Genomic DNA, 24,642 nt, shown 5'->3' on the forward strand with positions numbered 1-24,642 from the left:
GGCGGTCGGTAAATTTTACAGTAACGATAATGCGCCCGCTGGCATCGGGACGGGTCAGGCCTCGGCGAGCAGATCGGCGATCCGCGCCGCCGAGTGCCCATCGCCAAAGGGGTTATGCGCGCGCGCCATCGCAGCATAGGCGGCCTCGTCGTCGAGCAGGCGGGTGGTTTCGCGCACGATCGCATCGGCATCGGTGCCAACCAGCTTCGCGGTGCCTGCCGCGATACCTTCGGGGCGCTCGGTCGTTTCGCGCATGACCAGCACCGGCTTGCCCAGCGCCGGCGCCTCTTCCTGCACCCCGCCGCTGTCGGTGAGCATCAGGTGGCTGATATCGAGCAGCCGGGCGAAATGCGGATAGTCGAGCGGTTCGATCAGCGCGACATTGTCCAGCCCGGCAAGCCGCGCGTTCATCACCGCGCGGACATTGGGGTTGAGATGGACCGGAAAGATGATCGCGACATCCTCGCGCGCGGCGAGCCGCTGGACAGCAGTGGCGATATTTTCCATGCCCTCGCCGAAGTTCTCGCGCCGGTGGCTGGTCATGCCGATGATCCGCTTGCCCGCGAAACGCGCTTCGAGCTCGCTTAGACCAGCGGCCAACGCGGGCTGCTCGCCAACACGCTGCGTCACCCAGCGCAGCGCATCGATGACGGTGTTGCCGGTGACGTAGACACTGCCGGCAGCGACATTCTCGCGCAACAGCGCATCGCGCGCAGTAGGGGTCGGGGCACAATGCAGCGCGGCGAAACTACCGACGACACGGCGGTTCACTTCTTCGGGCCAGGGGTGATGGATATCGCCGCTGCGCAGCCCGGCTTCGACATGGCACACGGGTATCTTGCGATAATAGGCGGCGATCGCTCCCGCCATGACCGTGGTTGTATCGCCCTGCACCACGATCCAGTCGGGCCGCTCTTCATCCAGCACCTTGCCGATTTCGACCAGCGCGCGCGCGGTCAGCGCATCGAGCGTCTGGCCCGGGGTCATCAGGTCGAGGTCGTGATCGGGGACGATCCCGGCAATCTCGAGCACCTGGTCGAGCATTTCGCGATGTTGTGCGGAAATGCATACGCGGCTGTCGAACCGCTCGTCCTCGGCCAGCGCATGCACCAGCGGGAACAGCTTGATGGCTTCGGGACGGGTCCCGAACACGGTGAGGATTTTCCGGCGCGAACTCATACCCACCTGCCTAGCGACAAATCGCCGACCGGCGCCAGAGCTTAGCGCGGTTCGGCAGTGCTTTCGGGCTGCGGCAGCGCGTCTTCACCCGGAACTTCGGCCGCGCGTTCGCGCTCGAGCCGTTCCATGTATTCGCGCTCGATCATCTCGACGCGCTCCTGTTCGGCGGCGGCGTCCTCGTCGATGGTCGCGAGACGCTTGGCGCGCTCGGCAGCGATGATTTCGCCGAAGCGGATGCCCGCGTCATTGGCCTTGTCGGCATAGGCGGCGTTGATCATTTCCTGCGTACAGCCGGTAAAGCCGCCAGCGCCGGTGGGCGAGCAGGACATGCTGCCGAAAGCGCCCGCCATTTCGAACCGCTCGACGCGCTCGGCCCATGACTGGTTTTCGGGGCTGTCGGAAAAGCGCAGGTTTTCGGGAATGCGATAGCGCTCGTTCTCGGCCTTGCGGGCGCAGACGACGATCTGGTCCGCAGTGCTTTGCGGGCATTCATCGTCGCCATAAATGATCACCATGTTGTAATTGTCTTCGGCCGTATCGACGCTGTCCTGAGCTTGCGCGCCCATGGGGACGGCAAGGGCCAGGCTGGCGATGGCAAGCAGCGGTTTCGACATGATGGTCCTCTCGGCGAATGGGTATGGGGCCATTAGGCGCCCAATGGGGTGAACTTTTGCTGAAGCGCGTGTGCGGGCCTCCCGGCGCGCGTCACACACGCTCCGAAATACGGATCGCCGCGCGGCAGCCCAGGCGGATGACGCCCGATAGCAACGGATAGGCGGGCGCACGCTCGGCCCCGGCGGCCAGCGCGGCGTCGCGATGCTCGCGCTCGTCTTCGCGAAACTCCTCGATCATCGCGGCGAGTTCGGGATCCTCGCCGCTGTCCTGCAACTGGTCGAGCTGGCGCGAATAGTGATCGTCGATCTCCGTTTCGACCGCGGCGGTGCAGGCCATGGCCGCTTCGGGCCCGATCAGCGCGGTCACCGCGCCAAGCGCGAACCCCGCACGATCCCAGAACGGCTGCAACGCAGTCGGACGCACGCTGCGGCGCGCCATCAATGCATCGAACTTTGCGCGGTGGCCGGCTTCCTGCTCCGCCATGCCCGCGATTTCCGCCGAATGCGGACCGCGATCGCCCATGACGGCGAGCTGGCCGGCATAGATGCGCGTGGCACCGAATTCGCCTGCCTGGTCGACGCGGATCATCCGCGCGATATGATCGGGTACCTTGGTCATGCCCGGCGATCCTTCACCAACAGCGCGAAGATTGCCAGCCCCGTGGCGGTCGAAATCAGGAAATTGAAGCCCGCGAGGCTGATCCCGAGCAGGGTCCAGGCGGGTTCGTCGCAGCGTACCAGGGGAGTGCTCATGATGTCTTCGAGCGCATTGCCGCTCCTGCCCGAGGTGATTGCGGCGCAGGAGGTGATCCCGTCCCACCAGCCGTATTCGACCCCGGCATGAAACAGGCCGATCGCGCCCGAGACCAGGATTGCCAGCGCGGCGGCACCCGTCAACAACCGCTGCGGCGGGATCACGTAGGCGAGCACGGCAAGGCCCACGGCGGCAAAATGCGGCCAGCGCTGCCACCAGCACATCTCGCAAGGGTAGAGACCGAAGCCGTATTGCGAGACATAGGCCCCGCCCAGCAGCAGGGCCGGCACGGCAAGCGCCAGGACGCGGGCGAGACGGGCGTGCTGCGTAAGGTTCATCCCGCGGCGCTCTAACCTATTTCGCGCGAGCGGCAATGCTCTTGGGCGATGTCCGGCGGAGCGTTTCCAGTGCATAATGCAGCTGGAAATCCTCGATGCCCTTGTCCTTCAGCTCTTCAGCCGTCTGCAGGAAGCGTGGATCGGCGCGCGAATCCTTTTCGACCGAATCGTCATCCAGCCCGATCTCGTTGATCAGATGGCCACGCAGATCCGATTCGCGCATCTGGAACTTGGCGCGCTTGGCCAGATCGGGATCGGACAGCTGCGGCACCGCGATGTCGGGTGTGATCCCGCCTTCCTGCACCGAATGGCCCGAGGGCGTGTAATACCGTGCGGTGGTCAGCTTGAGCGCGGCATCGCGGCCCAGCGGCAGCAGCGACTGGACGCTACCCTTGCCGAAGCTGCGCTCGCCCATGACCACGCCGCGGCGATGGTCCTGGATCGCCCCGGCGACGATTTCGGAGGCCGAGGCGGAGCCGGCATCGATCAGCACGACGATCGGCAGCCCGGCGGCAATATCCCCGCGGAAAACCGTTTCGGCGTCGTAGGCGATGTTCTCGCCCCGCGCGCGGCCGCGTTGCGACACGATGCGGCCCTCGGTCAGGAACAGGTCGGACAGGGCCACCGCCTCGTCTAGCGAGCCACCGGGGTTCGAACGCAAATCGAGCACGAGCCCGCTTAGGCGACCGGTCGCTTGGCTCTTGAGGTCTTCCCATGCGGCGAAGACATCGCTGCCCACATCGCGCGAGAATTCATTGATCATGATGTGGCCGACATTGCCGTCGTGCAGTTCCCAGGTGACCGGCTCGAGCTCGATCACGCCGCGCGTCACACTCACATCAAAGGGTTCGTCGCGGCCCGGACGGAAAATCGTCAGTTCGATCGCGGTGCCTTCGCGTCCGCGCATCTGCGCCACCGATTCGTCGAGCGTCTGGCCGACGATCAGCCGGCCATCGAGATGGGTAATGAAGTCGCCCGCCTTGATGCCCATCTTGTCGGCAGGGCTGCCGCGGAAGGGCGAGATGATCTTCACCGCGCCGTCTTCGGCGACGACCGACAGGCCAAGACCCGAGTAATTCCCGTCGATCATCGTTTCGAGCCGCTGCAGATCGCTGCCGTCGAGATAGCCCGAATGCGGATCGAGCGCGGTCAGCATGCCATCGATCATGCCGCGCATCAGCGTCTCGTCATCGACCGGCTCGACATAGCTCGCCTTGATCCGCTGGTAGACCGCGAGAACCTTGGCGAATTCGGGGCCCGCACGGCCATCGACCTGCGCCATGGTGGCAGTGGTCGCGGGGATCAGCGCGACAGCGGTTACAAGCGCGGCCGAACGGGCAAGGGCGGCGAATTTCATCGGCAAGAAGACTCCTTTGCGGGCGCTAACTATGGTGTGCGGTCGCTTAATGCTAGCTGAGCATGGTTCGTGCGCGCCAGGGAAGCGGTTTTCGACCGGCGGCCTAGCGCAAGTGGTCGAGCGGGTTCACCGGTTCGCCGCCCTGTCGCAGCTCGAGCGTGACTTCTCCGCGCTGCCCCGGCGCGACACCGAGCGGCGAGCCCGCGGCGACCGCCTGCCCGACAGCGACATCGAGCATGCCGAGTCCGGTAACGAGGCTGGTCCAGCCATTGTCATGTTCGACGATCACGATCCGGCCATAACCGCGATAGGGCCCCGCAAAGGCAATTCGTCCCGCGCCGGGGGCGACGACCTGCGCCCGCGGGCGCGCGGCGAGCGCGATACCTGCCTGTCGTTGGCCGCTGGTACCCGCTTCGCCGAAACCCGCGGTAATTTCGCCCGAGACCGGCAGTTGGTACTGACGCGGCGGCTGGGTAGCGCTGGGGATCGGGCTCGGGGTCGCGGCGAGGCGCGCGGAAGCGGGATCGGCGGGGCGCGGCAAGGGCCCGGGCAAGGCGGCCAGTTGCGCGCGGAGCGATCCTGCCGCCTCGAGCCGTCCCACGAGCTGGTTGAGATCGATCGCCTGTTCGGCCAGCACCAGCGCGCGTTGCGCTTCGCGGTCGGCCCCGCCCGACGCCTGGCGCGCCTTGAGCCGTTCCTGCTCGGCGAGCGCGACCAATTGCATGCGCCGCCCGACCAGTACCGTTTCGCTTTCGCGCCGATCGGAAACCGCGGCGCGCGCTTCGGTTTCGAGCGCCTTGGCACGGTCGAGATCGCCGCGCAGCGCGCTGGTTCGCTCGCGCACCAGCGGGATCGTGCTGGCTAGTACGGCGCGGGTATAGACGAGATCGCGCAGCGACCCGGGTTGCAGCGCCGACAGTGCGAGCGGGCGGCGCGACATCGATTGCAGCGCGCCAGTCAGCCGGACCAGCGGAGTCCGGCGCGCGGCCAGCCGGCGGTCCAGAGTGCGGTGTTCGCGATTGGCGAGCGCCAGCCGGGCCTCGGCTGCGGCGATGCCCGCCTCGGCCTGCTGCACGCGTGCCGCCAACGCCGCAGCCTCGCTACGCGCCTTTTCCGAAGCTTCGCGCGAGCGCGCGGCCTGCTGCTCGAGCCGTTCGCCACGGGCCCGCGCATTGCGCTGCTGCACACGCGCGGCAGCGAGCTGGGCGCGGGCATCCTCGGCGCTTTCGAGCGGAGTCGGTGCCTGCGCGATCGCGGGCAGCCACAGCAGGCCTGCGGAAAGCGTAACTGCAAGGGCGGCGAGGCGGCGGCTCATCGGGCCATTTCTGCCCGATCAGCCGCTGCGATGATAGGGGTGGCCCGCGATAATCGTCGTCGCGCGATAAAGCTGCTCGGCGAGCATCGCGCGCGCCAGCAGGTGCGGCCAGGTTGCCGAGCCGAACGCCAGCAGCAGATCGGCGGCGGTGCGCTCTTCTTCCGCATGCCCATCCGCCGCGCCGAGCACGAAGCGGCATTCGCGCATGCCATCATCGCGCCAGCGGCCGAGGATCGCGGCGAGCTGTTCGGAGGACAGGTCCTTGCCGCGCTCGTCGAGCAACACGGTTTTGAGCGGCGTCAGCGGATCGGGAATGCGCCCGCCGGTCTCGGGCAGTTCGGTAAATTTGACCGGCCAGGTCAGCCGCTTCTCATACCGCGCGACAAGGTCCGCCTCGGGCGAACGGGCGATCTTTCCGCGGGCGATTATGTGGAGGAGCATGGCGTGTTGGTCTCAAATTCGTGCGGCGCAGTCTTCGGCCCAACCCGCGAGGCGGATGCTCTGGTCCTGCCTGCCATCAGTAGCGGTGTGAACTGCAAGTCCGGTCCGGAGCAGGCCCGGCTAGGGCGACCGCCCGCCCGCAGAGGCCCGCAACGCAGCGGAACAGCCCCGAGAACGCTCGCGCGCAGGCGCGAGCGAAAGCCGGTTAAGCCGTGCCGGCGACCGGCGGGGCATCTCCAAACGCCCACATGCGCTCGAGATTGTAGAAACTGCGAACTTCGGGGCGGAACAGGTGGACGACGACGTCGCCCGCATCGAGCAGCACCCAATCGGCCGCGGGAAGCCCTTCGAGCTTCACCGGGCCAAAGCCGGCCTGCTTGACCTTCTCGGCCAGTTTCTGCGCCATTGCGGCGACCTGTCGGGTCGAGCGGCCCGAGGCGATCACCATGTGATCGGCGATCGAGCTCTTGCCCGCGAGATCGATGGTCACGACCTCTTGTGCCTGGTCGTCGTCAAGCTGCTGCAGCACCAGCTTGAGCAGTGGATCGGTGGTCGCGTCAGCCAAGTCGATGACCTGTGCCGATGCGGGTCCGGACGAAGCCGGATGGGTTTGCGCCTGAGTCATAGGCGGATGCGATACTCCTGAATTGAAAGGCTTGGGCCATGGAAGGGACAACGCGCATCATGGGGCGGTGGTTTCCTCCCCCGACGGTATCAAACGATGCGTCAACTGGTCCCTCGGAGGCGGTCCGGCAAAGCGTAAGGCCCAGTCGGGATCGCCGCGGCGGATCGCCGTGGCCGATCGTTCGTCGGGATCGAAACGCAATGTCACCAGTGCCGGTGCGCTCCATTCGCCCCTGTTCACAAAGCTGGACAATGGCACCGAAAAGCGCCGCAGCCAGGCCATCGCGGGGCTCGCGAAGGCAGCAGCATCATAGCCGGGCCGCGCGATGACTGCAATCGGCATCCTGCGCGCGATGTCGCGCCATGCCTTCCAGCGGTGGAATTGCGCCAGATTGTCCGCTCCCATCAGCCACACGAATTCATGTTTGGGATAACGCCGGGTGAGCGCGCCGAGCGTATCGACGGTGTACCGCGTGCCCAGCTCGCGTTCGACCGCGGTGACGCGGATCGGGGCCCGCCGCGCCTGGGCCATGGCCGAACGCACACGCGCGGCGAGCGGCGCCATGCCCGCCTGTGGCTTGAGCGGGTTCCCCGGCGAGACCAGCCACCAGACCTCGTCGAGCCCAAGCGCGCGGCGAACGAATAGCGAAATTCGCCGATGGCCGCCGTGCGCCGGGTTGAAGCTGCCGCCGAGCAGACCGATTCGCCGTTTGCCGCGCATCAGATTCGGGCCTGAAGGAATTTGTCGTATTTATACAATGACTTGCCGTTGACTGCCGGCGGAAATTGTAAGCTATTGGTAAACCACACTTTAATTTCCGGCAGCCAGCCCGAGCAAAATTTTAGCGAGCGCTCAAACGACTCGTCCCACCGATGCTTCGACTCGTAGATTCTACGGGAACCGCGATTCGATTTCACAAGCAACCTTTGTTAGCTCTCTCAATGGGACATAAGAGACCATAAGGGACGGGTCGTTTTGAGCAACAACAATGCCAGGATTGGCTTGGGGGATCGCTTGCGCAGCTGGTTTCCCGATCGCGAATTTTTCATGCGGTCGGAAGGCCAGGTTCGCTTCATCACCATTTCATCGAAGGTCCAGATGACCGCTGCAGCGGTTTCGCTGACGGCGCTGATCGTCTGGGCAGCATCGATGGCAGGCGCGGGATGGTCGCAATATCGCGCCACCGCCGACCGCCTGTCACTGCTCGACCGCGAGGCGAAGGTCGCCACCGCGACCGAACGGGTGAACGCCTATCGCAGTGATATCGATGCGGTCGCCACCGATCTGGCCAAGCGCCAGGAATTCATCGAGGATATGGTCGCTTCGCTGCCCGAAGACGTGAAGACCGCGGCCAGCACGAGCGATTCGGCCGGCGAGGCAACCGAAACGATCAGCAAGGTCAGCGTGTCGATCCCCGAAGCCAGCGCGCTGGCGAAGATCGAAGCGCGCCAGCTGGTCTTCGTCGAAGGCCTGACCCGCTATGCCGACGCGCGCGCCCAGCGTGCCACCGTCGCGCTCAAGACACTCGGCCTCGACCCCGCCAGCATGATGCGCAATGCCGATCGCAGCGCGATGGGTGGTCCGCTGGAAAATCTCGTCACCGATGCTGAAGGCGGGATCGATCCGCGCTTCGAACGGCTCGGCCTGTCGATTGCCCGCATGGCCGCGCTCGAGCGGGGTCTCGAAGGAGTCCCGCAAGTGGCGCCCGCACGCACCGACATGATTTCAAGCGGCTTCGGCTATCGCCGCGATCCCTTCACGCGGCGCGGCGCAATGCACAAAGGCCTCGATTTCCGGGGCGCCGTCGGCACGCCGATCCAGGCCGCGTCGGCTGGCCGGGTCAGCTTTGTCGGCTGGAGGGGCGGTTATGGCAAGACGGTCGAGATCTCGCATGGCAACGGGCTGATGACGCGCTATGCGCATATGTCGCGGTTTAACGCTAAGCCCGGCCAGCGCGTCGCGGCGGGCGAGACAATCGGGGCGATCGGCAATACGGGTCGGTCGACCGGCGCGCACCTCCATTTCGAAGTGCGGATCAACAATCGCGCGGTAAACCCGCGTACCTTCCTGGAGACCGCTCCCAATGTTCTCGAAGAAATCCGACGAGCTCCCCAGCTCGCCTCAGGCCAGTAATTCGGGACGCGAGCGTATGGCCAGCAAAAGCAATTCGACCTTTTCGGTCCTGGGATCGGACCTCACGATCACCGGCGATATCGAGGCGTCGGCCGATCTTCACATCGATGGGTCGATCGAAGGCGACATCGCCTGTTCCTCGCTGGTGCAGGGCGAGGAAAGCCGCGTAAAAGGCGCAATCAAGGCCGAAACCGCGCGCTTAGCCGGGACGGTCGACGGATCGATTACCGCGCGCGAGCTGGTCATTCTCAAGACTGCCCGAATTACCGGTGATGTCTTTTACGACGCGCTGACCATCGAACAGGGCGCGCAGGTCGAAGGGCGCTTCGCGCATCGCGACGCCAAGGCCAAGGCGCCCGGGCTGACGCAGTCGGCGACCAAGCCGGAGCTCGCCGTAGCCGGCTGAGCCGAACCATTTCGGAGGGGAGGAGGGCCGCTTGCGCATGACGCGGGCGGCCTTCTCTTTGAGACCTAGTCGAGCACTTCGGCGCGCAGCGCCTTGCGGTCGAGCTTGCCGATCATCGTCTTGGGCAAATCCTCGCGGATGATTACCGCATCGGCGCGCTCATGTTTGCCCACACGCGCGTTGAGCCATTGCTTGAGCTGTTCGCCGGTAGCAGCGTGATCGGCCTTGAGCGTAACATAGGCGACCGGCATTTCGCCGTGATAGGCATCTGGGCGGCCGATCACCAGCGCCTCCTTCACCGCCTCATGCTCGAGCAGGACGTCCTCGACCTGGCTCGGGAAAACCTTGAAGCCGCCGACCGCGATCATGTCCTTGATCCGGTCGACGATCTCGAGAAATCCATCGCAATCCACGGTCGCTACATCGCCCGTGCGCAGCCAGGTTTTGCCGAGATGTTCGACGAAAATGTCCTTGGACGCCTCGGGACGGTTCCAATAGCCCCGCATGATCTGCGGACCATGGAGCGCGAGTTCGCCCGGTTCGCCATCGGGCGCGATGACTGCCGGGTCTTCCTTGTCGAGCAGCAGCACTTCGGTCTGCATGATGACCTGGCCGATGGTGCCGGGCTTGCGCATCCCTTCATAGGGGTTGGCCGAGACCACACCCGCACTCTCGGTCAGGCCATAGCCTTCGACCAGCCGGACGCCGGTGTCCGCCTCGAATTGCTCGCGCAGCGGACCGGGCAGCGGCGCGCCGCCCGAAATGCACACCTTGAGCGTCGAGAAATCGGTCTTGGCGAGATCGGGATGGTCGAGCAACGCCTGGAACATCGTCGGCACGCCGGGAAAGCCGGTCGCGCCATAGCGCGCGATCGTCTGCAGCACCTGTCCTGCCTCGAACCGCGGGACCATGGCGATCGACGCGCCGGTCAGCACCGCGTGGTTGAGCAGCGCGGTATTGGCGAAGACATGGAAAAACGGCAGCGCGCCGAGGAAGACCTCGCCGGTCGGATTGCCGAAGGGGTTGAGCCCTGCGGTCTGCTGCGCATTGATCGACAGATTCGCATGCGTAAGCATGGCGCCCTTGGGCGTGCCCGTCGTACCCCCGGTATATTGCAGCAGCGCAAGCCCCTGCGGGTCGATTTCGGGCAGGTCGCCTGCGTTCTGCGCGCCGCTTTCGAGGAAGGCGCGCCACGGCAGGATCGCTGCGCCATAAGATACCTTGGCGACCTTGCTGCGCGCGAGCACGCGCATCGCCAGCCCCTTGAGCGTCGGCAGCATCTGCGGAAGCGAACTTACGACCAGCGTTTCGAGCGCGGAGCCGTGCAACACCTTTTCCGCGGTGGCGTAAAGCTCGGGCACATCGACCGTGACCAGCAGCCGGGTCCCCGAATCGGCGACCTGCTGCTCGAGCTCCTCGACCGAATAGAGCGGCGAGAAATTGACCACCACGGCCCCCGCCATCATCGCCCCGTAATAAGCGGCGACATAGCTCGGGACATTGGGCAGGAAGAGTCCGACCCGGTCGCCCTCGGCAATTCCCCGCGCCCGAAGGGCATGGGCAAAGGCCTGCGCATCGCTGAGCAGTTCGCGATAGGGATAGGTACGACCGAGGAAATGCAGCAGCGGCGCATCGGGCGAGGCCTTTGCCGTCCGCGCGAACATGGCGGGCAGCGCCAACGCTTCGAAAGGCGTATTCCACGGCACCGGGTGGTGGTTCGGCAGCTTGCTTACATCCATGTCAGTAGCATGGCCCCTCTTGCTTCAAAGGCAAGCAAAAAGGCGGGAAAAGCCATAGCCTTCCCCGCCTTCCGGAATTTTGTGCGCCGGCAGGATCAGGCCTGGTCGGGTTCCGCAGTCTCGCCCGCATCTTCGGCAGCGCGCTTGGCTTCGAGCCAAGCGGCGGCTTCAGCTTCCTGCACGGCTTCTGCGGCAGCCTTTTCATTGGCCTGGCGCTCGGCACGCAGCTCCTCGATCAGCTTCTCGCGATCGCTGCCGCCGGTGGGTTCGACCGGTGCAGCTTCGTCTTCGATGCCGGCCTTCTTCGCTGCCTTGGCGACGACCGCGTCAAGTTCGCGCTGCGAACACAGGCCGAGCGTCACCGGATCCTTGGGCTGGATGTTCTGGATGTTCCAGTGGCTGCGTTCACGGATGGCGGTGATCGTGTTGCGCGTAGTGCCGATCAGCTTGCCGATCTGCGCGTCCGAAATCTCCGGATGGTTGCGCAGGATCCAGGCGATGCCATCGGGCTTGTCCTGACGCTTCGAGACCGGCGTGTAGCGCGGACCCTTGGTGCGGCTGACCGCCACCGGCGCGCGCTGCATCTTGAGCCGGTACTCGCTGTCCGCCTGCCCTCTTTCGATCTCGTCCTGCGTCAACTCGCCCGAGTGGACGGGGTCGCGGCCGGTATATTTGCTGCCCGTGAGATCGTCCGCCATGGCCTGCACTTCGAGGATATGAAGGCCGCAAAACTCGGCAATCTGCTCGAACGACAGGCCGGTGTTATCGACCAGCCAGGTGGCGGTCGCATGCGGCATCAGCGGTTTGGGTTGGTCGGCCATTGAAATGCCTTTTCTCGTCTTACGAAAATAGAAGGCCGCCCCTCGCGGGACGGCCGTTATCCTGCCGATGTAGGCGAGAGCGCCGGATTCGGCAAGCGAAAGCCTCAGGCGGCGGGAAGCTGCTCTGCCTCGAAAGCTGCAAGCCCGCTGAGGAACTGCCCCGTCGCGGCAGACCAACTGTAGCTTGCGCCATACCGGGCACAGGCCTCGCGGTCGCAGAACAACGCTGCGCCGATCGCGCGGGCGAGTTCATCACCCAATGCGCCGACCGCGCTGGTCACGATATCGCGCGGCCCGGCAACCGGATAGGCGGCGACCGGAGTCCCGCAGGCCAGCGCCTCGATCATGACCAGCCCGAAAGTGTCGGTCCTGCTGGGGAAGACGAAGACATCCGCCCCGGCGTAGCACCCCGCCAGATCACGCCCCGAACGCCGCCCAAGGAAATGAACATCGGGATATTTCGCGCGCAGGGATGTCAGCGACGGTCCGTCGCCAACCACGACCTTGCTGCCGGGATAGTCGGCTTCGAGGAACGCCTCGACATTCTTCTCGATCGCGACCCGGCCGACATAGAGCTGGATCGGGCGCCGCAGATCGGCAAATTCGGCTGGCGGCGGTGCATCGGGCGTAAAGCAGGAGAGATCGACCCCGCGGCTCCAGCGGTGCAGCTGGGTCAGCCCATGCGCGCGCAACTCCTCACTAATGCTCTCGGTTGCCACCAGCACGCGTTTGGCGGGGCGGTGGAACCACTGGATATACCGCCAGAACCATGCGGCTGGCAGATGCGTGCGCTGCGCGAGATAGTCGGGAAACTGCGTGTGGTAGGCAGTGGTGAAACGGATATCGTGTTTTGCACAATAGCGCCGTGCCGTCATGCCGAGCGGCCCCTCGGTGGCGATATGGATCGCCTCGGGCGAAAAGGCGCGCAGCCGGTTCGCCACTGCGCCGGGAATGGCCAGCGCCAGCCGGATCTCGGGATAAGTCGGACAGGGCACGCTGGCGAATTCGTCGGGCGAGACGACCAGCACATCGTGCCCATGTTCGCGCAAGTGATCGCAAGTAGTCGTGAGCGTACGGACGACACCATTCATCTGTGGCAGCCATGCGTCGGTAACGATCGCAATCCGGTGTGGGGCGATCGGCTCACCCTCGGATATCTGGGCCCGCACCCCGGACAGCGAACTCACGCGGCCTCCGGTACCGATGGCGCGACTGCCGACTGCTCGGCTTCGCGCCGCGCGATCTCAGCGGGCCAGTGGAGGATTTCCATGGTCCCGTCGAAATGCTCAACCAGCGCGTTGCAGCCCTCGACCCAGTCGCCGTCGTTCCAGTATTCGACCTGCTTGCCATCATGGTCGAAGGTGCGGAATTCGGCAGTGTGGATGTGGCCGCAAACTACCCCGTCGACGCCGCGTTCGGCTGCGGCACGCGCGACGACTTCCTCGTACTTCGAAATGAATTCGACCGCGTTCTTGACCTTGTGCTTGGCAGCTTTCGAGATCGACCAATAGGGCATGCCCAGCCGCTTGCGCGCGCCGGCCACCCAATTGTTGAGCTTCATCATCACATGGTAGAGCGCGTCGCCAACGAAGGCGAGCCAGCGGTGCGCGAGCATGATCGTGTCGAATTCGTCGCCATGCAGCACCATTAGTCGGCGCCCGTCGGCAGTGTCGTGGAACGCCGCACGCAGGATCTCGACCCCGCCCAGATTCATCCCGCTGAACGGGCGGACCATTTCATCGTGATTTCCGGGAATATAGACGATCCGCGTACCGCGTTTGGCGCGCTTGAGGATGCGCCAGACGATGTCATTGTGTTCGGGGGGCCAGTAGACCTTCTTCTTCAGCCGCCAGCCATCGATGATGTCGCCGACGAGATACATTGTCTCGCTATCGGTGTGGTCGAGGAAATCGATCAGCAATTCGTGATTACAGCCCCGGGTACCGAGATGGACATCGCTGATCCAGATCGTGCGAAACTCGCGCCGCTTGCCGGTCGTGCGTTCGGGCACGCTGGGTTTAATCGACGGAAAACTCGCCACCTTGTGGACGGCATCGAAGTGGTTGGGCAGATCATTCATGGGCCGGGCTCCCCTGATGAGTATCAGGGCCAGCCATGGCGGTGGATTGTTACGAGCGATTCACACTGCCGTTACGGATCGGCGACATTGCGACACTTCCGGTTCACCCCATGGGGATGAAATGGGGGAGTTCGGACACCCGTTCGATCCAGCGGCCTACCGCTGGATAATCACCCAGCCCGAAGCCGCCTTCTTCCGCCACATGGGTATAGGCAAACAGCGCGATATCGGCGAGCGAGACACTGTCGCCCACAAACCAGTCGTGCGCGGCAAGATGGCTATCCATCAGCGACAGCGCCTCGCAGCCCGCGATCCGCTTGGCCATCATCTGCGCCCTCTGCTGCGGCGACAGCTGCGCGCTACCGATAAAATGCAGCCAGAAGCGCATGGTCGCGATATTGGGTTCGTGGCTGTATTGCTCGAAGAACATCCACCGCAGCATGTCCGCCCGGTCGAAGCGGTCCTGCGGGATCAGTGCGCTGCCCGAGGCGAGATACCAGCAGGCGGCATTGCTTTCGGGCAAAAAGCGCGTGCCGATCTGCAGCACGGGGATGCGCCCGTTCGGATTGACCCGTTCAAGGAAGTCGGGCGTCCGTGTTTCTCCAGCGAGGGTATCGTACTGCCGGGTTGCCAACGGCAGGCCGAGCAGCGCGGCGGTCAGATTGATCTTGTAGCAATTGCCGCTACGCGGATCCTCGTGGAGCGTGACCTCAGTCACCCGCTACCTCGAGCACGATCTTGCCGATATGATCGCCCGCCTCCATCCGCGCATGCGCAGCGCTCGCATCGGCGAGCGCGAAGGTCTGGTCCATCACCGGCGCGATCGTGCCATCCTCGAACAGCGGCCAGGCATGGTTATAGATTTCATCGGCCAGCAGCGCCTTGAAATCGTCAGAGCGCGGCCGCAGCGTCGAACCGGTCAGCGCCAGCCGCTTGCGCATGATCGTGGCCATGTTGATTTCGGCCTTGAGCCCGCCAAGCACGGCGATGGTTACATGCCGGCCGTCATCGGCAAGACATTCGATATTGCGCGCGACGTAATCGCCCGAAACCATGTCGAGCACCACGTTGACCCCCTGGCCACCCGTGAAGCGCTTGACCTCCTCGACGAAATCCTGCGTCTTGTAATTGATCGCCAGATCGGCCCCCAAATCACGGATTGCCTGGCATTTCTCTTCGCTTCCCGCGGTCGCGATCACGGCAATGTCGAAAGCCCTCGCCAACTGGATTGCCATGGTCCCGATCCCGCTGGTGCCGCCATGGACCAGCAGCGTGTCGCCATTACCGGCCCAGCCCCGTTCGAACACATTGTGCCACACGGTAAACAGCGTTTCGGGAACTGCCGCCGCGACCTGCATCGTCATCGCCTTGGGCACGCGCAGACAATGCGCCGAATGCGCCAGGCAGTATTCCGCATAGCCCCCGCCCGACACGAGCGCGCAGACACGCCTGCCCAGCATTTCGGGCGGCGCGCCCTTGCCGATCGCCACGACGGTGCCCGAGACTTCGAGCCCCGGGATCGGCGAGGCACCGGGCGGCGGCGGGTAATAGCCCTGCCGCTGGATCACGTCGGGCCGGTTGACCCCGGCGTAAGCGACATGGATCAGCACCTGGTTCTCGCCCGGTTGGGGCACGGGCAATTGCTCGGACCGCAATACCTCGGGTCCGCCGGGCTCGTCGAAACCCGTCGCTGCCATCGTTTCCGGCAAATCTGCTGCCACTCGCGCCCCCATCGCCATTGTTCCCTGCGTGTCGTCCCTGCCACGCTTGGCCGTGCAATACCGCGCTGCCCCGTTGACAGCAACCACACAGAATTGCGACATTGGTTCCCATGGATGACGATGCCCGTCCGCGCCCGCGAGGCGACGCCGCGAGCCTGCTTATGGCCGAAGACCTCGGCCCCTATTCGCAGGACGAACTGGCGGTGCGGATCGCGCTGCTCGAAGCCGAGATTGACCGGGTCGAGAAACACCGCAGCTTCGCTGCCGCGCACCGCAATGCGGCAGAGGCATTGTTCGGGCGAAAGGAATAGTTGGTGATGCGGGGGCTGAAAATATTGCCCTGCGCACCCATATCCGGCGAGCATACAGCATTGGCTAACCTTCGGCCCATAGGCTGTCCCGTATTCGCTTCGTGCGAATCCCATGAGAAAGACATCTGATGCCCAGCTTTGCCGCCAATCTCGAAAAGACCCTCCACGCCGCTCTCACCGATGCGGGCGAGCGCCGGCACGAATATGCGACGCTCGAGCACCTGCTGCTCGCACTGATCGACGACGAGGATGGCGCGCAGGTCATGGCCGCCTGCGGGGTCGACCTTGGTGAGCTGACCGCGGTGGTGAAGCAGTATCTCGAGCAGGAATACCAGTCGCTGCAATCGGACGAAACCGCCGACCCGCAGCCGACCGCGGGGTTCCAGCGGGTGATCCAGCGCGCGATCCTGCATGTCCAGTCGAGCGGCAAGGATACGGTGACCGGCGCCAATGTGCTGGTCGCGCTGTTTTCCGAACGCGACAGCTATGCGGTCTATTTCCTGCAGCAGCAGGACATGAGCCGGCTCGACGCGGTGAGCTTCATCAGCCACGGCATCGGCAAGGGCGGCAAGCAGGTCGAAAGCCGTCCGTCACAGGGTGCCGAAGAAGGCGAAGCGCAAAGCGAGGACAAGGCCGCCGAGAAGGGCAAGAAGGAAACCGCGCTCGACCAGTTCACCGTCAATCTCAACAAGAAGGCCGAAGATGGCCGGATCGACCCGCTGATCGGCCGCGGACCCGAGGTCGACCGGACGGTCCAGATCCTGTGCCGCAGGAGCAAGAACAACCCGCTTTATGTCGGCGATCCCGGCGTCGGGAAAACCGCCATTGCCGAAGGCCTCGCGCGCAAGATCGTCGAAGGCGAAGTGCCCGAAGTGCTGCAGGACGCGGTGATCTATTCGCTCGACATGGGCGCGCTGCTCGCCGGGACGCGCTATCGCGGCGATTTCGAGGAGCGGCTCAAGCAGGTCGTGAACGAGCTTGAAGGCATGCCCGATGCGATCCTGTTCATCGACGAGATTCACACGGTAATCGGTGCCGGCGCGACCAGCGGCGGGGCGATGGACGCATCCAACCTGCTCAAACCGGCGCTGAGTTCGGGTGCGATCCGCTGCATCGGCTCGACCACCTACAAGGAATTCCGCAACCACTTCGAGAAAGACCGCGCGCTGCTGCGCCGCTTCCAGAAGATCGATGTGAACGAGCCCACGATCGAGGACACGATCAAGATCCTCAAGGGTCTGAAGACCGCGTTCCAGGACCACCACAAGGTGACCTACACGGTCGACGCGCTCAAGACCGCGGTCGAACTGTCGGCGCGTTACATCAACGACCGCAAGCTGCCCGACAAGGCGATCGACGTGATCGACGAGGTCGGCGCGATGCAGATGCTGGTGCCACCCAGCCGCCGTAAGAAGAAGATCACCGCCCGAGAGATCGAGGCGGTCATCGCGACCATGGCGCGCATTCCGCCCAAATCGGTATCGAAGGACGACAAGAAGGCGCTCGAAAATCTCGATCGCGACCTGCGGCGTGTCGTCTTCGGGCAGGATGCGGCGGTGAAGAAGCTGTCGACCGCGATGAAATTGTCGCGCGCAGGCCTGCGCGATCCCGACAAGCCGATCGGCTCATTCCTGTTCAGCGGGCCCACCGGCGTCGGCAAGACCGAAGTCGCGCGCCAACTGGCCAGCATCATGGGGATCGAGCTCAAGCGCTTCGATATGTCCGAGTATATGGAGCGTCACAGCGTCAGCCGCCTGATCGGCGCGCCTCCGGGCTACGTCGGTTACGACCAGGGCGGGCTGCTGACCGATGCGGTCGACCAGAACCCGCATTCCGTGTTGCTGCTCGACGAGATCGAGAAAGCGCATCCCGACCTGTTCAACATCCTGCTGCAGGTGATGGATAACGGCCGCCTGACCGATCACCACGGTAAGACGGTCGATTTCCGCAATGTGGTGCTGATCATGACCACCAATGCGGGTGCGGCCGACATGGCGAGCCAAGGGATCGGCTTTGGCGATGTCAGCAAGGAAGATGCGAGCGAGGAAGCGGTGAAACGCATGTTCACCCCCGAGTTCCGCAACCGTCTCGATGCGGTGGTACCCTTCGCCTATCTGGGCCGGGACACCGTGGCGCGCGTGGTCGACAAGTTCATCCTCCAGCTTGAACTGCAGCTGGCCGAACAGAATGTCGACATCCAGTTCGACCAAGAGGCTCGCGCTTGGATGGCGGACAAGGGCTACGACCGTCTTTATGGCGCGCGCCCGATGGGCCGCCTGATACAGGAAAAGATCAAGCAGCCGCTCGCCGAGGAACTGTTGTTCGGCAAGCTGGCCGATGGCGGTGAGGTGTCGGTGACGATGAAGGACGGCAAGCCGAGCTTCGAGCTGACCCCTGCCCCGCCCAAGGCCAAGCGCAAGGCTCCGCCGCGCAAGAAGGCGGCGGAGAATAAGGCGCCGACGAGCAAGAAACCGCCGGCCGATGCCAGCGAAAGCACCGACGAGAGCGAAAGCTGAGCCGCCGACAAAACCACATCAAAGGGGCGCCACCGGGAACGGTTGGCGCCCCTTTCGTTTGAATCGAGGATGGCCGCAGCCCCGTTCTCCTGGATCAAGCCCGAACCGCACGGCATCCATGTGGTCCCCGCCGATTGCTGGATCGACCCCAGCCGCGCGGTCGACCGGGCGCTGGTCACGCATGGCCATGCCGACCATGCCCGCGGTGGCCATGGCCAGACCGTCGCCACTCCCGCCACGCTGGCGATCATGGAGTTGCGCTACGCAACTAAAGCGGGCGCGACCCCGGTCGAATATGGCGAGACGATCCGCCTGCCGGGCGGAGTCGATGCGACGTATATCCCTGCCGGTCATGTGCTCGGCAGTGCGCAGATCCTGCTGGAACATGCGGGCGAGCGCGTGGTGGTAACCGGCGATTACAAACGCCGAGCCGATCCGACGTGCCCCCCGTTCCAGGTCACTGCCTGCGACATCTTCATCACCGAGGCGACCTTTGGCCTGCCGGTGTTCTGTCACCCCCCGATCGAAGAAGAGATGGCCAAGCTGCTCGAGCGGCTGGCGGCGCATCCCGAACGCTGCGTGCTGGTCGGCGCTTACGCGCTGGGCAAGGCACAGCGGGTGATCGCCGAACTACGCCGCGCGGGCCATACCGACCCGATCTATCTGCATGGCGCGATGGAGAAGATGTGCCGGCTCTATGAAGAGCACGGCGTGGATCTGGGCGAATTGCGGCTGGTGGCGGACCACACGAAGGACGACATGCGCGGTGCAGTGGTGGTGAGCCCGCCATCGGCTCTCAACGATCGCTGGAGCCGCCGCTTGCCCGACCCGATTACTGCTATGGCAAGCGGCTGGATGCGCGTGCGCCAGCGCGCAAGGCAACGCAATGTCGAGCTGCCGCTGGTGATTTCCGACCACGCCGACTGGGGCGAGTTGACGCGCACTATCACCGAAGTCGATGCGGCGGAAAACTGGATCACCCATGGGCGCGAGGATGCGCTGCTGCGCTGGTGCCAGCTTCGCCAACGCCGCGCCCGCGCACTGGCAATGGTGGGATATGAGGACGAGGACGACTAGCGGTGGAAGAGTTCGCCGCCCTGATCGACGCGCTGGTCTACACCCGCAGCCGCAACGAGAAGCTGCGGCTGATTGCTGAATATCTGCGCGCGACGCCCGATCCGGACCGCGGCTGGGCGCTTGCCGCCCTCGCCGACGGGCTCGACTTCCCTGCGGTCAAAAGCTCGACCATCCGCAACTTGCTCAAGGACCGGGTCGATCCGGTGCTATGGACGTTGAGCCGCGATTTCGTGGGTGACACGGCCGAGACCGCGAGCCTTTTGTGGCCTGCGCCCGACCAGCCGCCCTCTCCGCCCACCGTAAGCGAAGCGGTCGAGCAACTGGCGGCGATGAACCGCAAGAGCGTGATCGCGGAACTGCCCCGGCTGCTCGATCGGCTCGATGCATCGAGCCGCTATGCGCTGCTGAAACTGGCGACCGGTGGGATGCGCATTGGTGTATCCAGCCGCCTTGCCAAGACCGCCTTTGCGCAGGCTTTCGATGCCTCGGTCGACGAAGTGGAGGAATATTGGCACGGGCTCGACGCACCCTATGATGCGCTGTTCGGCTGGGCCGCACGCGGCGAAGCGCCGCCCGATATCGACAATCTGCCGACCTTCCGGCCTTTCATGCTCGCGCATCCGCTCGAGGAAACCACGGTCGATCTCGCGGACTACGCCGCCGAGTGGAAGTGGGACGGCATTCGCGTGCAACTGGTCCGCGCCGGGGAGGAAACCCGACTCTACTCGCGTTCGGGCGACGATATTTCAGCGACCTTTCCCGAACTGCTCGACGCGCTGCCCTTTCCCGCAGTGCTTGACGGCGAACTTCTGGTGCGCGGCGCGACGCAGGGCGGGAAGGAAGGCGGGGCAGCGAGTTTCAACGCGTTGCAACAGCGGCTGGGGCGCAAGACCGTCAGCAAGAAGATGCTGCAGGACTATCCGGCCTTCGTGCGTCTCTATGACGCGCTGCTGATAGAGGGCGAGGATGTGCGCGGGTTGGCGTGGAGCGAGCGCCGCGACCGGCTCGAAGCGCTGATGACACGGCTTCCCGACAGCCATTTCGATATCAGTAAAATCGTGCAGGCGAGCGATTTCGAGCGCCTCGCGCAGATCCGCGAGGGCAGCCGCGACGATGCGATCGAAGGGCTGATGCTCAAGCGCAAGGACAGTCCCTATATCGCCGGGCGGCGCGTCGGCTACTGGTACAAATGGAAGCGCGACCCGCTGCTGGTCGACTGTGTGCTGATGTATGCGCAGCGCGGGTCGGGGAAGCGATCGAGCTTCTTTTCCGACTACACTTTCGGCTGCTGGGACGGCGATCCCGACCAGGGCGCTGACCTGCTGCCAGTGGGCAAGGCCTATTCGGGCTTTACCGACGAGGAGCTGAAGAAGATCGACCGCCATGTGCGGCAGAACACGGTCAACCGCTTCGGTCCCGTGCGCGAAACCGAAAAGACGCTGGTGTTCGAGGTCGCTTTCGATAGCGTGCATGCAAGCAAACGGCATAAATCGGGGCTCGCGATGCGATTCCCGCGCATTCACCGCATCCGCTGGGACAAGCCGCCGCACGAAGCGGATCGCATCGAGGCCCTGCGCGCGCTTATCCGGGATTGAATTCTGCGCCGCCGTCCGCATGGTGGTACAATGCAACGCTACGATCGCAGCCGCCAGAAACTCGCCATGGGACTGGCGTTTCTCGCCGGCCAGGTCGATGCCATCGGCTTCGTCGTCGCAGGCGGCTATTTCACCTCCTTCATGTCGGGTAATACGACGCGGCTGGGGGTCGAGCTCATTGCGGAGCGGGCCCCGGCCTGGATCCCGATCCTAATCATCGCCTGTTTCATGGGCGGCGTAGTCGCCGGTGCCCTGGTCGCATTTGGTCGACAGGGGCAGCATAAGCGCATCCTGCTCGCCATGGTCACCGCAATGCTCGGAGTGGCCACGCTGGCGCTGGCGCATGCCCACGACATGGTTTTCCTCGCGCTCGCCGCCGGCGCAATGGGTGTCGCCAACAATGTCTTCTCGCGCGAGGGCGAGGTAACCGTCGGGGTGACCTATATGACCGGGGCGCTGGTGCGCACAGGTCAGGGATTGGCAGCGCGCATCCTTGGCCGCCCCAGCGAAGCCATGCGCGGCTATCCGACATTGTGGCTATCCCTGGCGGTGGGCGCGGTATGCGGTGCCTGCCTCTTTGCGATGAACGCGCTTGTCGCTGCGGGAACAGCCTCGGGCCTCGCACTGCTGTTGTTCGTCTTCGCGGTCAGGATCGAGACACGCGCCTAAGGATCGAGCTGGAGCACCTTTTCACGCGAAGTCGCGCCGCGCACAATCCGACAGCGTGACGTCGCGACCCCAAGGGCGCGCGCCACCAGTTTTTCGACCGCCGCATTCGCCGCGCCGTCGCTCGGCTTGGCGCGCACTTTTACCAGCACCCGGCCGTCTTCCACGCTAACGGTTTCGGTCCGCGCACCGGGCGTGACGCGAATTCGCAGCTGGTCGCCGGATACAAGGCCCCATAGCGCCGCGGGATCGGGCAGGTCAGTCTTGGGCCGCGGCATCGACGACCGCAGCGGCGTGATGTTTGGCATTCTCGGCATAATGCGCGACGCCCATGCGCATACCGGCGATGGCCGCATCGTCAAGATCGCGCATCTTGCGCGCCGGGCGGCCGCCCCACAATTCGCGCGCGGCCATCACCTTGCCTTCGGTCAGCATGGCACCGGCGGCGAGCATCGCATCCGAACCGATCACCGCCTTGTTCATCGCGATGGCGCCGAGGCCGACGAAGCCGCGATCCTCGATGGTGCAGCCATGGATCATCGCCATATGGCCGACCAAGACATCGTCACCGATGATGAGCGGCGAACCGCCCGGGTCGCCGGGGCGCTCGGGGTCGCAATGGCATACGCTGCCATCCTGGATGTTCGACCGCTCGCCGATCACGATCCGGCTGACGTCGGCGCGCAGCACGCAATTGTACCAGACCGAGCTGTCTGCCCCGATCTCGACATTGCCGATGATCGTGCAGCCGGGCGCGATAAAGGCGCTGTCGTGGATGCGCGGTGTGTGGCCATGGATCGGGATGATGGTGACACCGGGGCGGCTCGCGGTCATTGACTGCTCTCCCATTGTTCTTGCGTGAGCGAATACTGGATCGTCGGATTGTCTTCGGGCGGAAAGCCCGGGTCAATGAAATCGAGATCCTTGCGCCGGACCATGCCGAGCTTTTGCATCAGTTTCCAGCTGCCGACATTGGCCTCGCTGGTGAGCGCGACGACATGCGGTGCATGGACGCGGGTGAAGGCCCAGTCGAGCACCGCGCGCATCGCCTCTTCGGCATAGCCGCGCCGCCAGCGATCCTCGCGCACCAGCCAGCCGATCTCGTGATCGCCGACATTGGGCGCCTGCGGATTATCGACACGCTTGATCCCGCAATGGCCGACCATTTCGCCGCTCGCCTTCTCGATCATGAGCAGGAAGCTGAAGCCCTCGCGCGCATACATCGCCATCGCCTTGGCGTGCTTCGCCTCGATCTCGTGCAATTCCTTGACGCCGCCCAGCCGCGCCATGACCGCCGGCGTGTTGAGCAGGCGGTCCTGTTCGGTAGCATCGCCTTCCTCGATCGTGCGCAGGATCAACCGGTCGGTTTCGGCGATGATATCAGCCACGATGGGCTGTCCAGGACGCGCGATCGGCCGAATAGATGATGATCACCGGGTCCTCATTGTCGAACTCCGCATTGTCGAAATCGAGATCGTCGCGGCGGCGCATTCCCAGCCGCTGCATCAACCCCCAGCTGGCCGTGTTGCGCTGAACGGTCATGGCGATCACCTCTTCAGCATCGAACCGGTCGAAGGCAAGATCGAGAGAGGCGGTAGCGGCCTCTTTCGCATAGCCCCTGCCCCAGGCGTCTTCGCGCAGCCGCCAGCCCACTTCCATCATGCCGAGCGGGCCGCCCGACTGATTGGAACGCTTGAGACCGCAAAATCCGAGGATCGCGCCATCGCCGCGGCGCTCGACGCACCAGAAGGTGTGACCATGTTCGCGTTTATAGGCGAGCAGGCGCTGCTGCGCCGCATTGCGCTTCGCAGTGTCGCAAACCCCGCCGAGCCAGCGCATTACGGCGGGCGTGTTGGTCCCTTCCCAGAACGGCTCCCAATCGTCATCACGCCAATCGCGCAGGATCAGCCGGTCGGTCTCGCGGCGGAAGTCAGCCATTGAGCAATTGGGCGGCACGCGGGGCGTGGTAGGTCAGCACGCCGCTGCATCCGGCGCGCTTGAACGCCAGCAGCTTCTCCATCAGCAGCGCGTCGCGGTCGCCCACGCCTGCCGCTGCACCGACTTCGATCAGCGCATATTCGCCGCTCACCTGGTAGGCAAAGACGGGAACGCTGAATTCCTGCTTCGCGCGCCAGATGATGTCGAGATAGGCCAGCCCCGGCTTGACCATCACGCTGTCGGCCCCCTCGGCAATGTCGAAGGCGATCTCGCGCAGCGCCTCGTCGCCATTCGCGGGATCCATCTGGTAGCTTTTCTTGTCGCCCTTGAGCAGGCCGCCAGAACCCACCGCGTCGCGGAACGGGCCATAGAACGCCGAAGCATATTTGGCGGCATAGGCCATGATCTGGACATTGGGATGGTGGTTCATCTCCAGCGCCATGCGGATCGCCTTCACCCGCCCGTCCATCATGTCGGACGGGGCGATGATATCGGCGCCCGCCGCCGCCTGGTTGACCGCCTGATCGACCAGTACTGCGACCGTATCGTCATTGACGACATAGCCGGCCTCGTCGAGCAGCCCGTCCTGGCCATGACTGGTATAGGGGTCGAGCGCGACATCGGTGAGGATGCCGATATCGTTGCCGCAGGCATCGCGGACCGCCTTGATCGCGCGGCACATGAGATTGTCGGGATTGAGCGCCTCGGTGCCATCATCGCTGCGCCGATCGGGCTGTGTGTTGGGAAACAGCGCGATGCAGGGGATACCCAGATCGACCGCTTCCCTAGCGCGTTTGGCGATGTGGTCGACCGACCAGCGCGACACGCCTGGCAGGCTGGCGATCGGCTCCTCGACACCGGAACCATCGGTGACGAACAGCGGCCAGATCAGGTCGGCCGGAGTGAGCACGGTTTCGCGATGCATCGCACGGCTCCACCCGCTTGCACGGGTACGGCGCAGGCGCGTGGCGGGATAGTGAGCGTTGGTCATTGCAGCGCAATGCCGCAAGCGCGCG

27 protein-coding genes are annotated in these 24,642 nt (G+C 64.6%); 7 read left to right on the forward strand and 20 right to left on the reverse strand.

Translation table 11 applies throughout. The features are described 5' to 3' along the window. Positions 1-54 precede the first annotated feature (54 nt). The 9 genes from wecB to N6L26_RS10685 form a co-directional block, all read right to left on the reverse strand. Positions 55-1,179: a non-hydrolyzing UDP-N-acetylglucosamine 2-epimerase gene (gene wecB, locus N6L26_RS10645; RefSeq protein WP_263605548.1), complete on the reverse strand. Its 1,125-nt coding sequence runs from the start codon at positions 1,177-1,179 to the stop codon at positions 55-57. Between the two features lie 41 nt (positions 1,180-1,220). Further along, positions 1,221-1,793: a hypothetical protein gene (locus N6L26_RS10650; RefSeq protein WP_263605549.1), complete on the reverse strand. Its 573-nt coding sequence runs from the start codon at positions 1,791-1,793 to the stop codon at positions 1,221-1,223. A 91-nt stretch (positions 1,794-1,884) separates the two neighbouring features. Beyond that, positions 1,885-2,412: a demethoxyubiquinone hydroxylase family protein gene (locus N6L26_RS10655; protein ID WP_253520838.1), complete on the reverse strand. Its 528-nt coding sequence runs from the start codon at positions 2,410-2,412 to the stop codon at positions 1,885-1,887. Then, positions 2,409-2,885, reverse strand: a complete 477-nt coding sequence (locus N6L26_RS10660) for a disulfide bond formation protein B (protein WP_263605550.1) — start codon at positions 2,883-2,885, stop codon at positions 2,409-2,411. Before N6L26_RS10660 ends, N6L26_RS10655 begins: the two co-directional genes overlap by 4 nt. Before the next feature lie 16 nt (positions 2,886-2,901). Next, positions 2,902-4,242: a S41 family peptidase gene (locus tag N6L26_RS10665; RefSeq protein WP_263605551.1), complete on the reverse strand. Its 1,341-nt coding sequence runs from the start codon at positions 4,240-4,242 to the stop codon at positions 2,902-2,904. 103 nt (positions 4,243-4,345) lie between these two features. Continuing rightward, the gene (locus tag N6L26_RS10670) at positions 4,346-5,557 is read right to left on the reverse strand and encodes a murein hydrolase activator EnvC family protein (protein ID WP_263605552.1); all 1,212 of its coding nucleotides are present in this window, start codon (positions 5,555-5,557) and stop codon (positions 4,346-4,348) included. Positions 5,558-5,575: 18 nt separating this feature from the next. Next, a complete protein-coding gene (locus tag N6L26_RS10675) occupies positions 5,576-5,998 on the reverse strand; it encodes a 23S rRNA (pseudouridine(1915)-N(3))-methyltransferase RlmH (RefSeq protein WP_263605553.1) in 423 nt (140 codons plus the stop codon). A gap of 205 nt (positions 5,999-6,203) precedes the next feature. Beyond that, positions 6,204-6,623: a ribosome silencing factor gene (gene rsfS, locus N6L26_RS10680; protein WP_263605554.1), complete on the reverse strand. Its 420-nt coding sequence runs from the start codon at positions 6,621-6,623 to the stop codon at positions 6,204-6,206. 57 nt (positions 6,624-6,680) lie between these two features. Continuing rightward, the gene (locus tag N6L26_RS10685; protein ID WP_263605555.1) at positions 6,681-7,343 is read right to left on the reverse strand and encodes a nicotinate-nucleotide adenylyltransferase; all 663 of its coding nucleotides are present in this window, start codon (positions 7,341-7,343) and stop codon (positions 6,681-6,683) included. Positions 7,344-7,598: 255 nt separating this feature from the next. On the opposite strand from N6L26_RS10685, the gene N6L26_RS10690 reads away from it, so the two are divergent. Further along, positions 7,599-8,756, forward strand: coding sequence for a M23 family metallopeptidase (locus tag N6L26_RS10690; RefSeq protein ID WP_263605556.1), 1,158 nt, complete (start codon positions 7,599-7,601; stop codon positions 8,754-8,756). A gap of 16 nt (positions 8,757-8,772) precedes the next feature. Then, positions 8,773-9,162 (forward strand): bactofilin family protein, encoded by a 390-nt coding sequence (locus N6L26_RS10695; RefSeq protein ID WP_263605557.1) that lies wholly within the window; start codon positions 8,773-8,775, stop codon positions 9,160-9,162. Positions 9,163-9,227: 65 nt separating this feature from the next. Here N6L26_RS10695 and N6L26_RS10700 read toward each other — a convergent pair whose 3' ends face one another. The 6 genes from N6L26_RS10700 to N6L26_RS10725 form a co-directional block, all read right to left on the reverse strand. Next, positions 9,228-10,901 carry an AMP-binding protein gene (locus tag N6L26_RS10700; protein WP_263605558.1) on the reverse strand — a complete coding sequence of 558 codons (1,674 nt, stop codon included), beginning with the start codon at positions 10,899-10,901 and terminating at the stop codon, positions 9,228-9,230. A 95-nt stretch (positions 10,902-10,996) separates the two neighbouring features. Beyond that, positions 10,997-11,722, reverse strand: coding sequence for a DUF1013 domain-containing protein (locus tag N6L26_RS10705; RefSeq protein WP_263605559.1), 726 nt, complete (start codon positions 11,720-11,722; stop codon positions 10,997-10,999). A gap of 104 nt (positions 11,723-11,826) precedes the next feature. After that, positions 11,827-12,813: a glycosyltransferase family 4 protein gene (locus N6L26_RS10710; RefSeq protein ID WP_263607293.1), complete on the reverse strand. Its 987-nt coding sequence runs from the start codon at positions 12,811-12,813 to the stop codon at positions 11,827-11,829. Between the two features lie 92 nt (positions 12,814-12,905). After that, entirely contained in the window at positions 12,906-13,802 is an 897-nt protein-coding gene (locus N6L26_RS10715) for a UDP-2,3-diacylglucosamine diphosphatase (protein ID WP_263605560.1), read from the reverse strand. A gap of 103 nt (positions 13,803-13,905) precedes the next feature. Then, on the reverse strand, positions 13,906-14,520 hold the full coding sequence (locus tag N6L26_RS10720; protein WP_263605561.1) for a glutathione S-transferase family protein: 615 nt from the start codon (positions 14,518-14,520) through the stop codon (positions 13,906-13,908). Further along, on the reverse strand, positions 14,513-15,523 hold the full coding sequence (locus N6L26_RS10725) for an NAD(P)H-quinone oxidoreductase (RefSeq protein WP_412071326.1): 1,011 nt from the start codon (positions 15,521-15,523) through the stop codon (positions 14,513-14,515). The genes N6L26_RS10720 and N6L26_RS10725 overlap by 8 nt, the downstream gene beginning before the upstream one ends. 110 nt (positions 15,524-15,633) lie before the next feature. Here N6L26_RS10725 and N6L26_RS10730 point away from each other — a divergent pair, with 110 nt between their 5' ends. The 5 genes from N6L26_RS10730 (at position 15,634) to N6L26_RS10750 (ending at position 21,691) form a co-directional block, all read left to right on the forward strand. Then, a complete protein-coding gene (locus N6L26_RS10730; protein WP_263605562.1) occupies positions 15,634-15,834 on the forward strand; it encodes a DUF1192 domain-containing protein in 201 nt (66 codons plus the stop codon). Positions 15,835-15,962: 128 nt separating this feature from the next. Continuing rightward, a complete protein-coding gene (gene clpA, locus N6L26_RS10735) occupies positions 15,963-18,350 on the forward strand; it encodes an ATP-dependent Clp protease ATP-binding subunit ClpA (RefSeq protein ID WP_263605563.1) in 2,388 nt (795 codons plus the stop codon). Between the two features lie 69 nt (positions 18,351-18,419). Continuing rightward, a complete protein-coding gene (locus tag N6L26_RS10740) occupies positions 18,420-19,427 on the forward strand; it encodes a ligase-associated DNA damage response exonuclease (protein ID WP_263605564.1) in 1,008 nt (335 codons plus the stop codon). Between the two features lie 2 nt (positions 19,428-19,429). Beyond that, entirely contained in the window at positions 19,430-21,022 is a 1,593-nt protein-coding gene (locus N6L26_RS10745) for a cisplatin damage response ATP-dependent DNA ligase (protein ID WP_263605565.1), read from the forward strand. Positions 21,023-21,052: 30 nt separating this feature from the next. Continuing rightward, positions 21,053-21,691, forward strand: a complete 639-nt coding sequence (locus N6L26_RS10750; RefSeq protein WP_263605566.1) for a YoaK family protein — start codon at positions 21,053-21,055, stop codon at positions 21,689-21,691. On the opposite strand, the gene N6L26_RS10755 is transcribed toward N6L26_RS10750, so the two are convergent. The 5 genes from N6L26_RS10755 to hemB are packed head-to-tail and all read right to left on the reverse strand — an operon-like array spanning position 21,688 to position 24,617. Continuing rightward, the gene (locus tag N6L26_RS10755) at positions 21,688-21,966 is read right to left on the reverse strand and encodes a DUF167 domain-containing protein (protein ID WP_263605567.1); all 279 of its coding nucleotides are present in this window, start codon (positions 21,964-21,966) and stop codon (positions 21,688-21,690) included. The genes N6L26_RS10750 and N6L26_RS10755 overlap by 4 nt on opposite strands. Continuing rightward, positions 21,947-22,522 (reverse strand): gamma carbonic anhydrase family protein, encoded by a 576-nt coding sequence (locus N6L26_RS10760; protein WP_263605568.1) that lies wholly within the window; start codon positions 22,520-22,522, stop codon positions 21,947-21,949. Before N6L26_RS10760 ends, N6L26_RS10755 begins: the two co-directional genes overlap by 20 nt. After that, positions 22,519-23,076 (reverse strand): GNAT family N-acetyltransferase, encoded by a 558-nt coding sequence (locus N6L26_RS10765; RefSeq protein WP_263605569.1) that lies wholly within the window; start codon positions 23,074-23,076, stop codon positions 22,519-22,521. Before N6L26_RS10765 ends, N6L26_RS10760 begins: the two co-directional genes overlap by 4 nt. After that, positions 23,069-23,626 (reverse strand): GNAT family N-acetyltransferase, encoded by a 558-nt coding sequence (locus N6L26_RS10770; protein WP_263605570.1) that lies wholly within the window; start codon positions 23,624-23,626, stop codon positions 23,069-23,071. Before N6L26_RS10770 ends, N6L26_RS10765 begins: the two co-directional genes overlap by 8 nt. Then, positions 23,619-24,617, reverse strand: coding sequence for a porphobilinogen synthase (hemB, locus tag N6L26_RS10775; RefSeq protein ID WP_263605571.1), 999 nt, complete (start codon positions 24,615-24,617; stop codon positions 23,619-23,621). Before hemB ends, N6L26_RS10770 begins: the two co-directional genes overlap by 8 nt. Positions 24,618-24,642: the final 25 nt, after the last annotated feature.

It is taken from the genome of Qipengyuania sp. SS22 (assembly GCF_025736935.1).
Classification (GTDB): Bacteria; Pseudomonadota; Alphaproteobacteria; order Sphingomonadales; family Sphingomonadaceae; genus Qipengyuania.

Coding starts and splice junctions, on each gene's coding strand:
- wecB (WP_263605548.1), bottom strand. CDS start 1,179: ATGAGTTCGCGCCGGAAAATCCTCACCGTGTTCGGGACCCGTCCCGAA.
- N6L26_RS10650 (WP_263605549.1), bottom strand. CDS start 1,793: ATGTCGAAACCGCTGCTTGCCATCGCCAGCCTGGCCCTTGCCGTCCCC.
- N6L26_RS10655 (WP_253520838.1), bottom strand. CDS start 2,412: ATGACCAAGGTACCCGATCATATCGCGCGGATGATCCGCGTCGACCAG.
- N6L26_RS10660 (WP_263605550.1), bottom strand. CDS start 2,885: ATGAACCTTACGCAGCACGCCCGTCTCGCCCGCGTCCTGGCGCTTGCC.
- N6L26_RS10665 (WP_263605551.1), bottom strand. CDS start 4,242: ATGAAATTCGCCGCCCTTGCCCGTTCGGCCGCGCTTGTAACCGCTGTC.
- N6L26_RS10670 (WP_263605552.1), bottom strand. CDS start 5,557: ATGAGCCGCCGCCTCGCCGCCCTTGCAGTTACGCTTTCCGCAGGCCTG.
- N6L26_RS10675 (WP_263605553.1), bottom strand. CDS start 5,998: ATGCTCCTCCACATAATCGCCCGCGGAAAGATCGCCCGTTCGCCCGAG.
- rsfS (WP_263605554.1), bottom strand. CDS start 6,623: ATGACTCAGGCGCAAACCCATCCGGCTTCGTCCGGACCCGCATCGGCA.
- N6L26_RS10685 (WP_263605555.1), bottom strand. CDS start 7,343: ATGCGCGGCAAACGGCGAATCGGTCTGCTCGGCGGCAGCTTCAACCCG.
- N6L26_RS10695 (WP_263605557.1), top strand. CDS start 8,773: ATGGCCAGCAAAAGCAATTCGACCTTTTCGGTCCTGGGATCGGACCTC.
- N6L26_RS10700 (WP_263605558.1), bottom strand. CDS start 10,901: ATGGATGTAAGCAAGCTGCCGAACCACCACCCGGTGCCGTGGAATACG.
- N6L26_RS10705 (WP_263605559.1), bottom strand. CDS start 11,722: ATGGCCGACCAACCCAAACCGCTGATGCCGCATGCGACCGCCACCTGG.
- N6L26_RS10710 (WP_263607293.1), bottom strand. CDS start 12,813: ATGAATGGTGTCGTCCGTACGCTCACGACTACTTGCGATCACTTGCGC.
- N6L26_RS10715 (WP_263605560.1), bottom strand. CDS start 13,802: ATGAATGATCTGCCCAACCACTTCGATGCCGTCCACAAGGTGGCGAGT.
- N6L26_RS10730 (WP_263605562.1), top strand. CDS start 15,634: ATGGATGACGATGCCCGTCCGCGCCCGCGAGGCGACGCCGCGAGCCTG.
- clpA (WP_263605563.1), top strand. CDS start 15,963: ATGCCCAGCTTTGCCGCCAATCTCGAAAAGACCCTCCACGCCGCTCTC.
- N6L26_RS10740 (WP_263605564.1), top strand. CDS start 18,420: ATGGCCGCAGCCCCGTTCTCCTGGATCAAGCCCGAACCGCACGGCATC.
- N6L26_RS10750 (WP_263605566.1), top strand. CDS start 21,053: ATGCAACGCTACGATCGCAGCCGCCAGAAACTCGCCATGGGACTGGCG.
- N6L26_RS10755 (WP_263605567.1), bottom strand. CDS start 21,966: ATGCCGCGGCCCAAGACTGACCTGCCCGATCCCGCGGCGCTATGGGGC.
- N6L26_RS10760 (WP_263605568.1), bottom strand. CDS start 22,522: ATGACCGCGAGCCGCCCCGGTGTCACCATCATCCCGATCCATGGCCAC.
- N6L26_RS10770 (WP_263605570.1), bottom strand. CDS start 23,626: ATGGCTGACTTCCGCCGCGAGACCGACCGGCTGATCCTGCGCGATTGG.
- hemB (WP_263605571.1), bottom strand. CDS start 24,617: ATGACCAACGCTCACTATCCCGCCACGCGCCTGCGCCGTACCCGTGCA.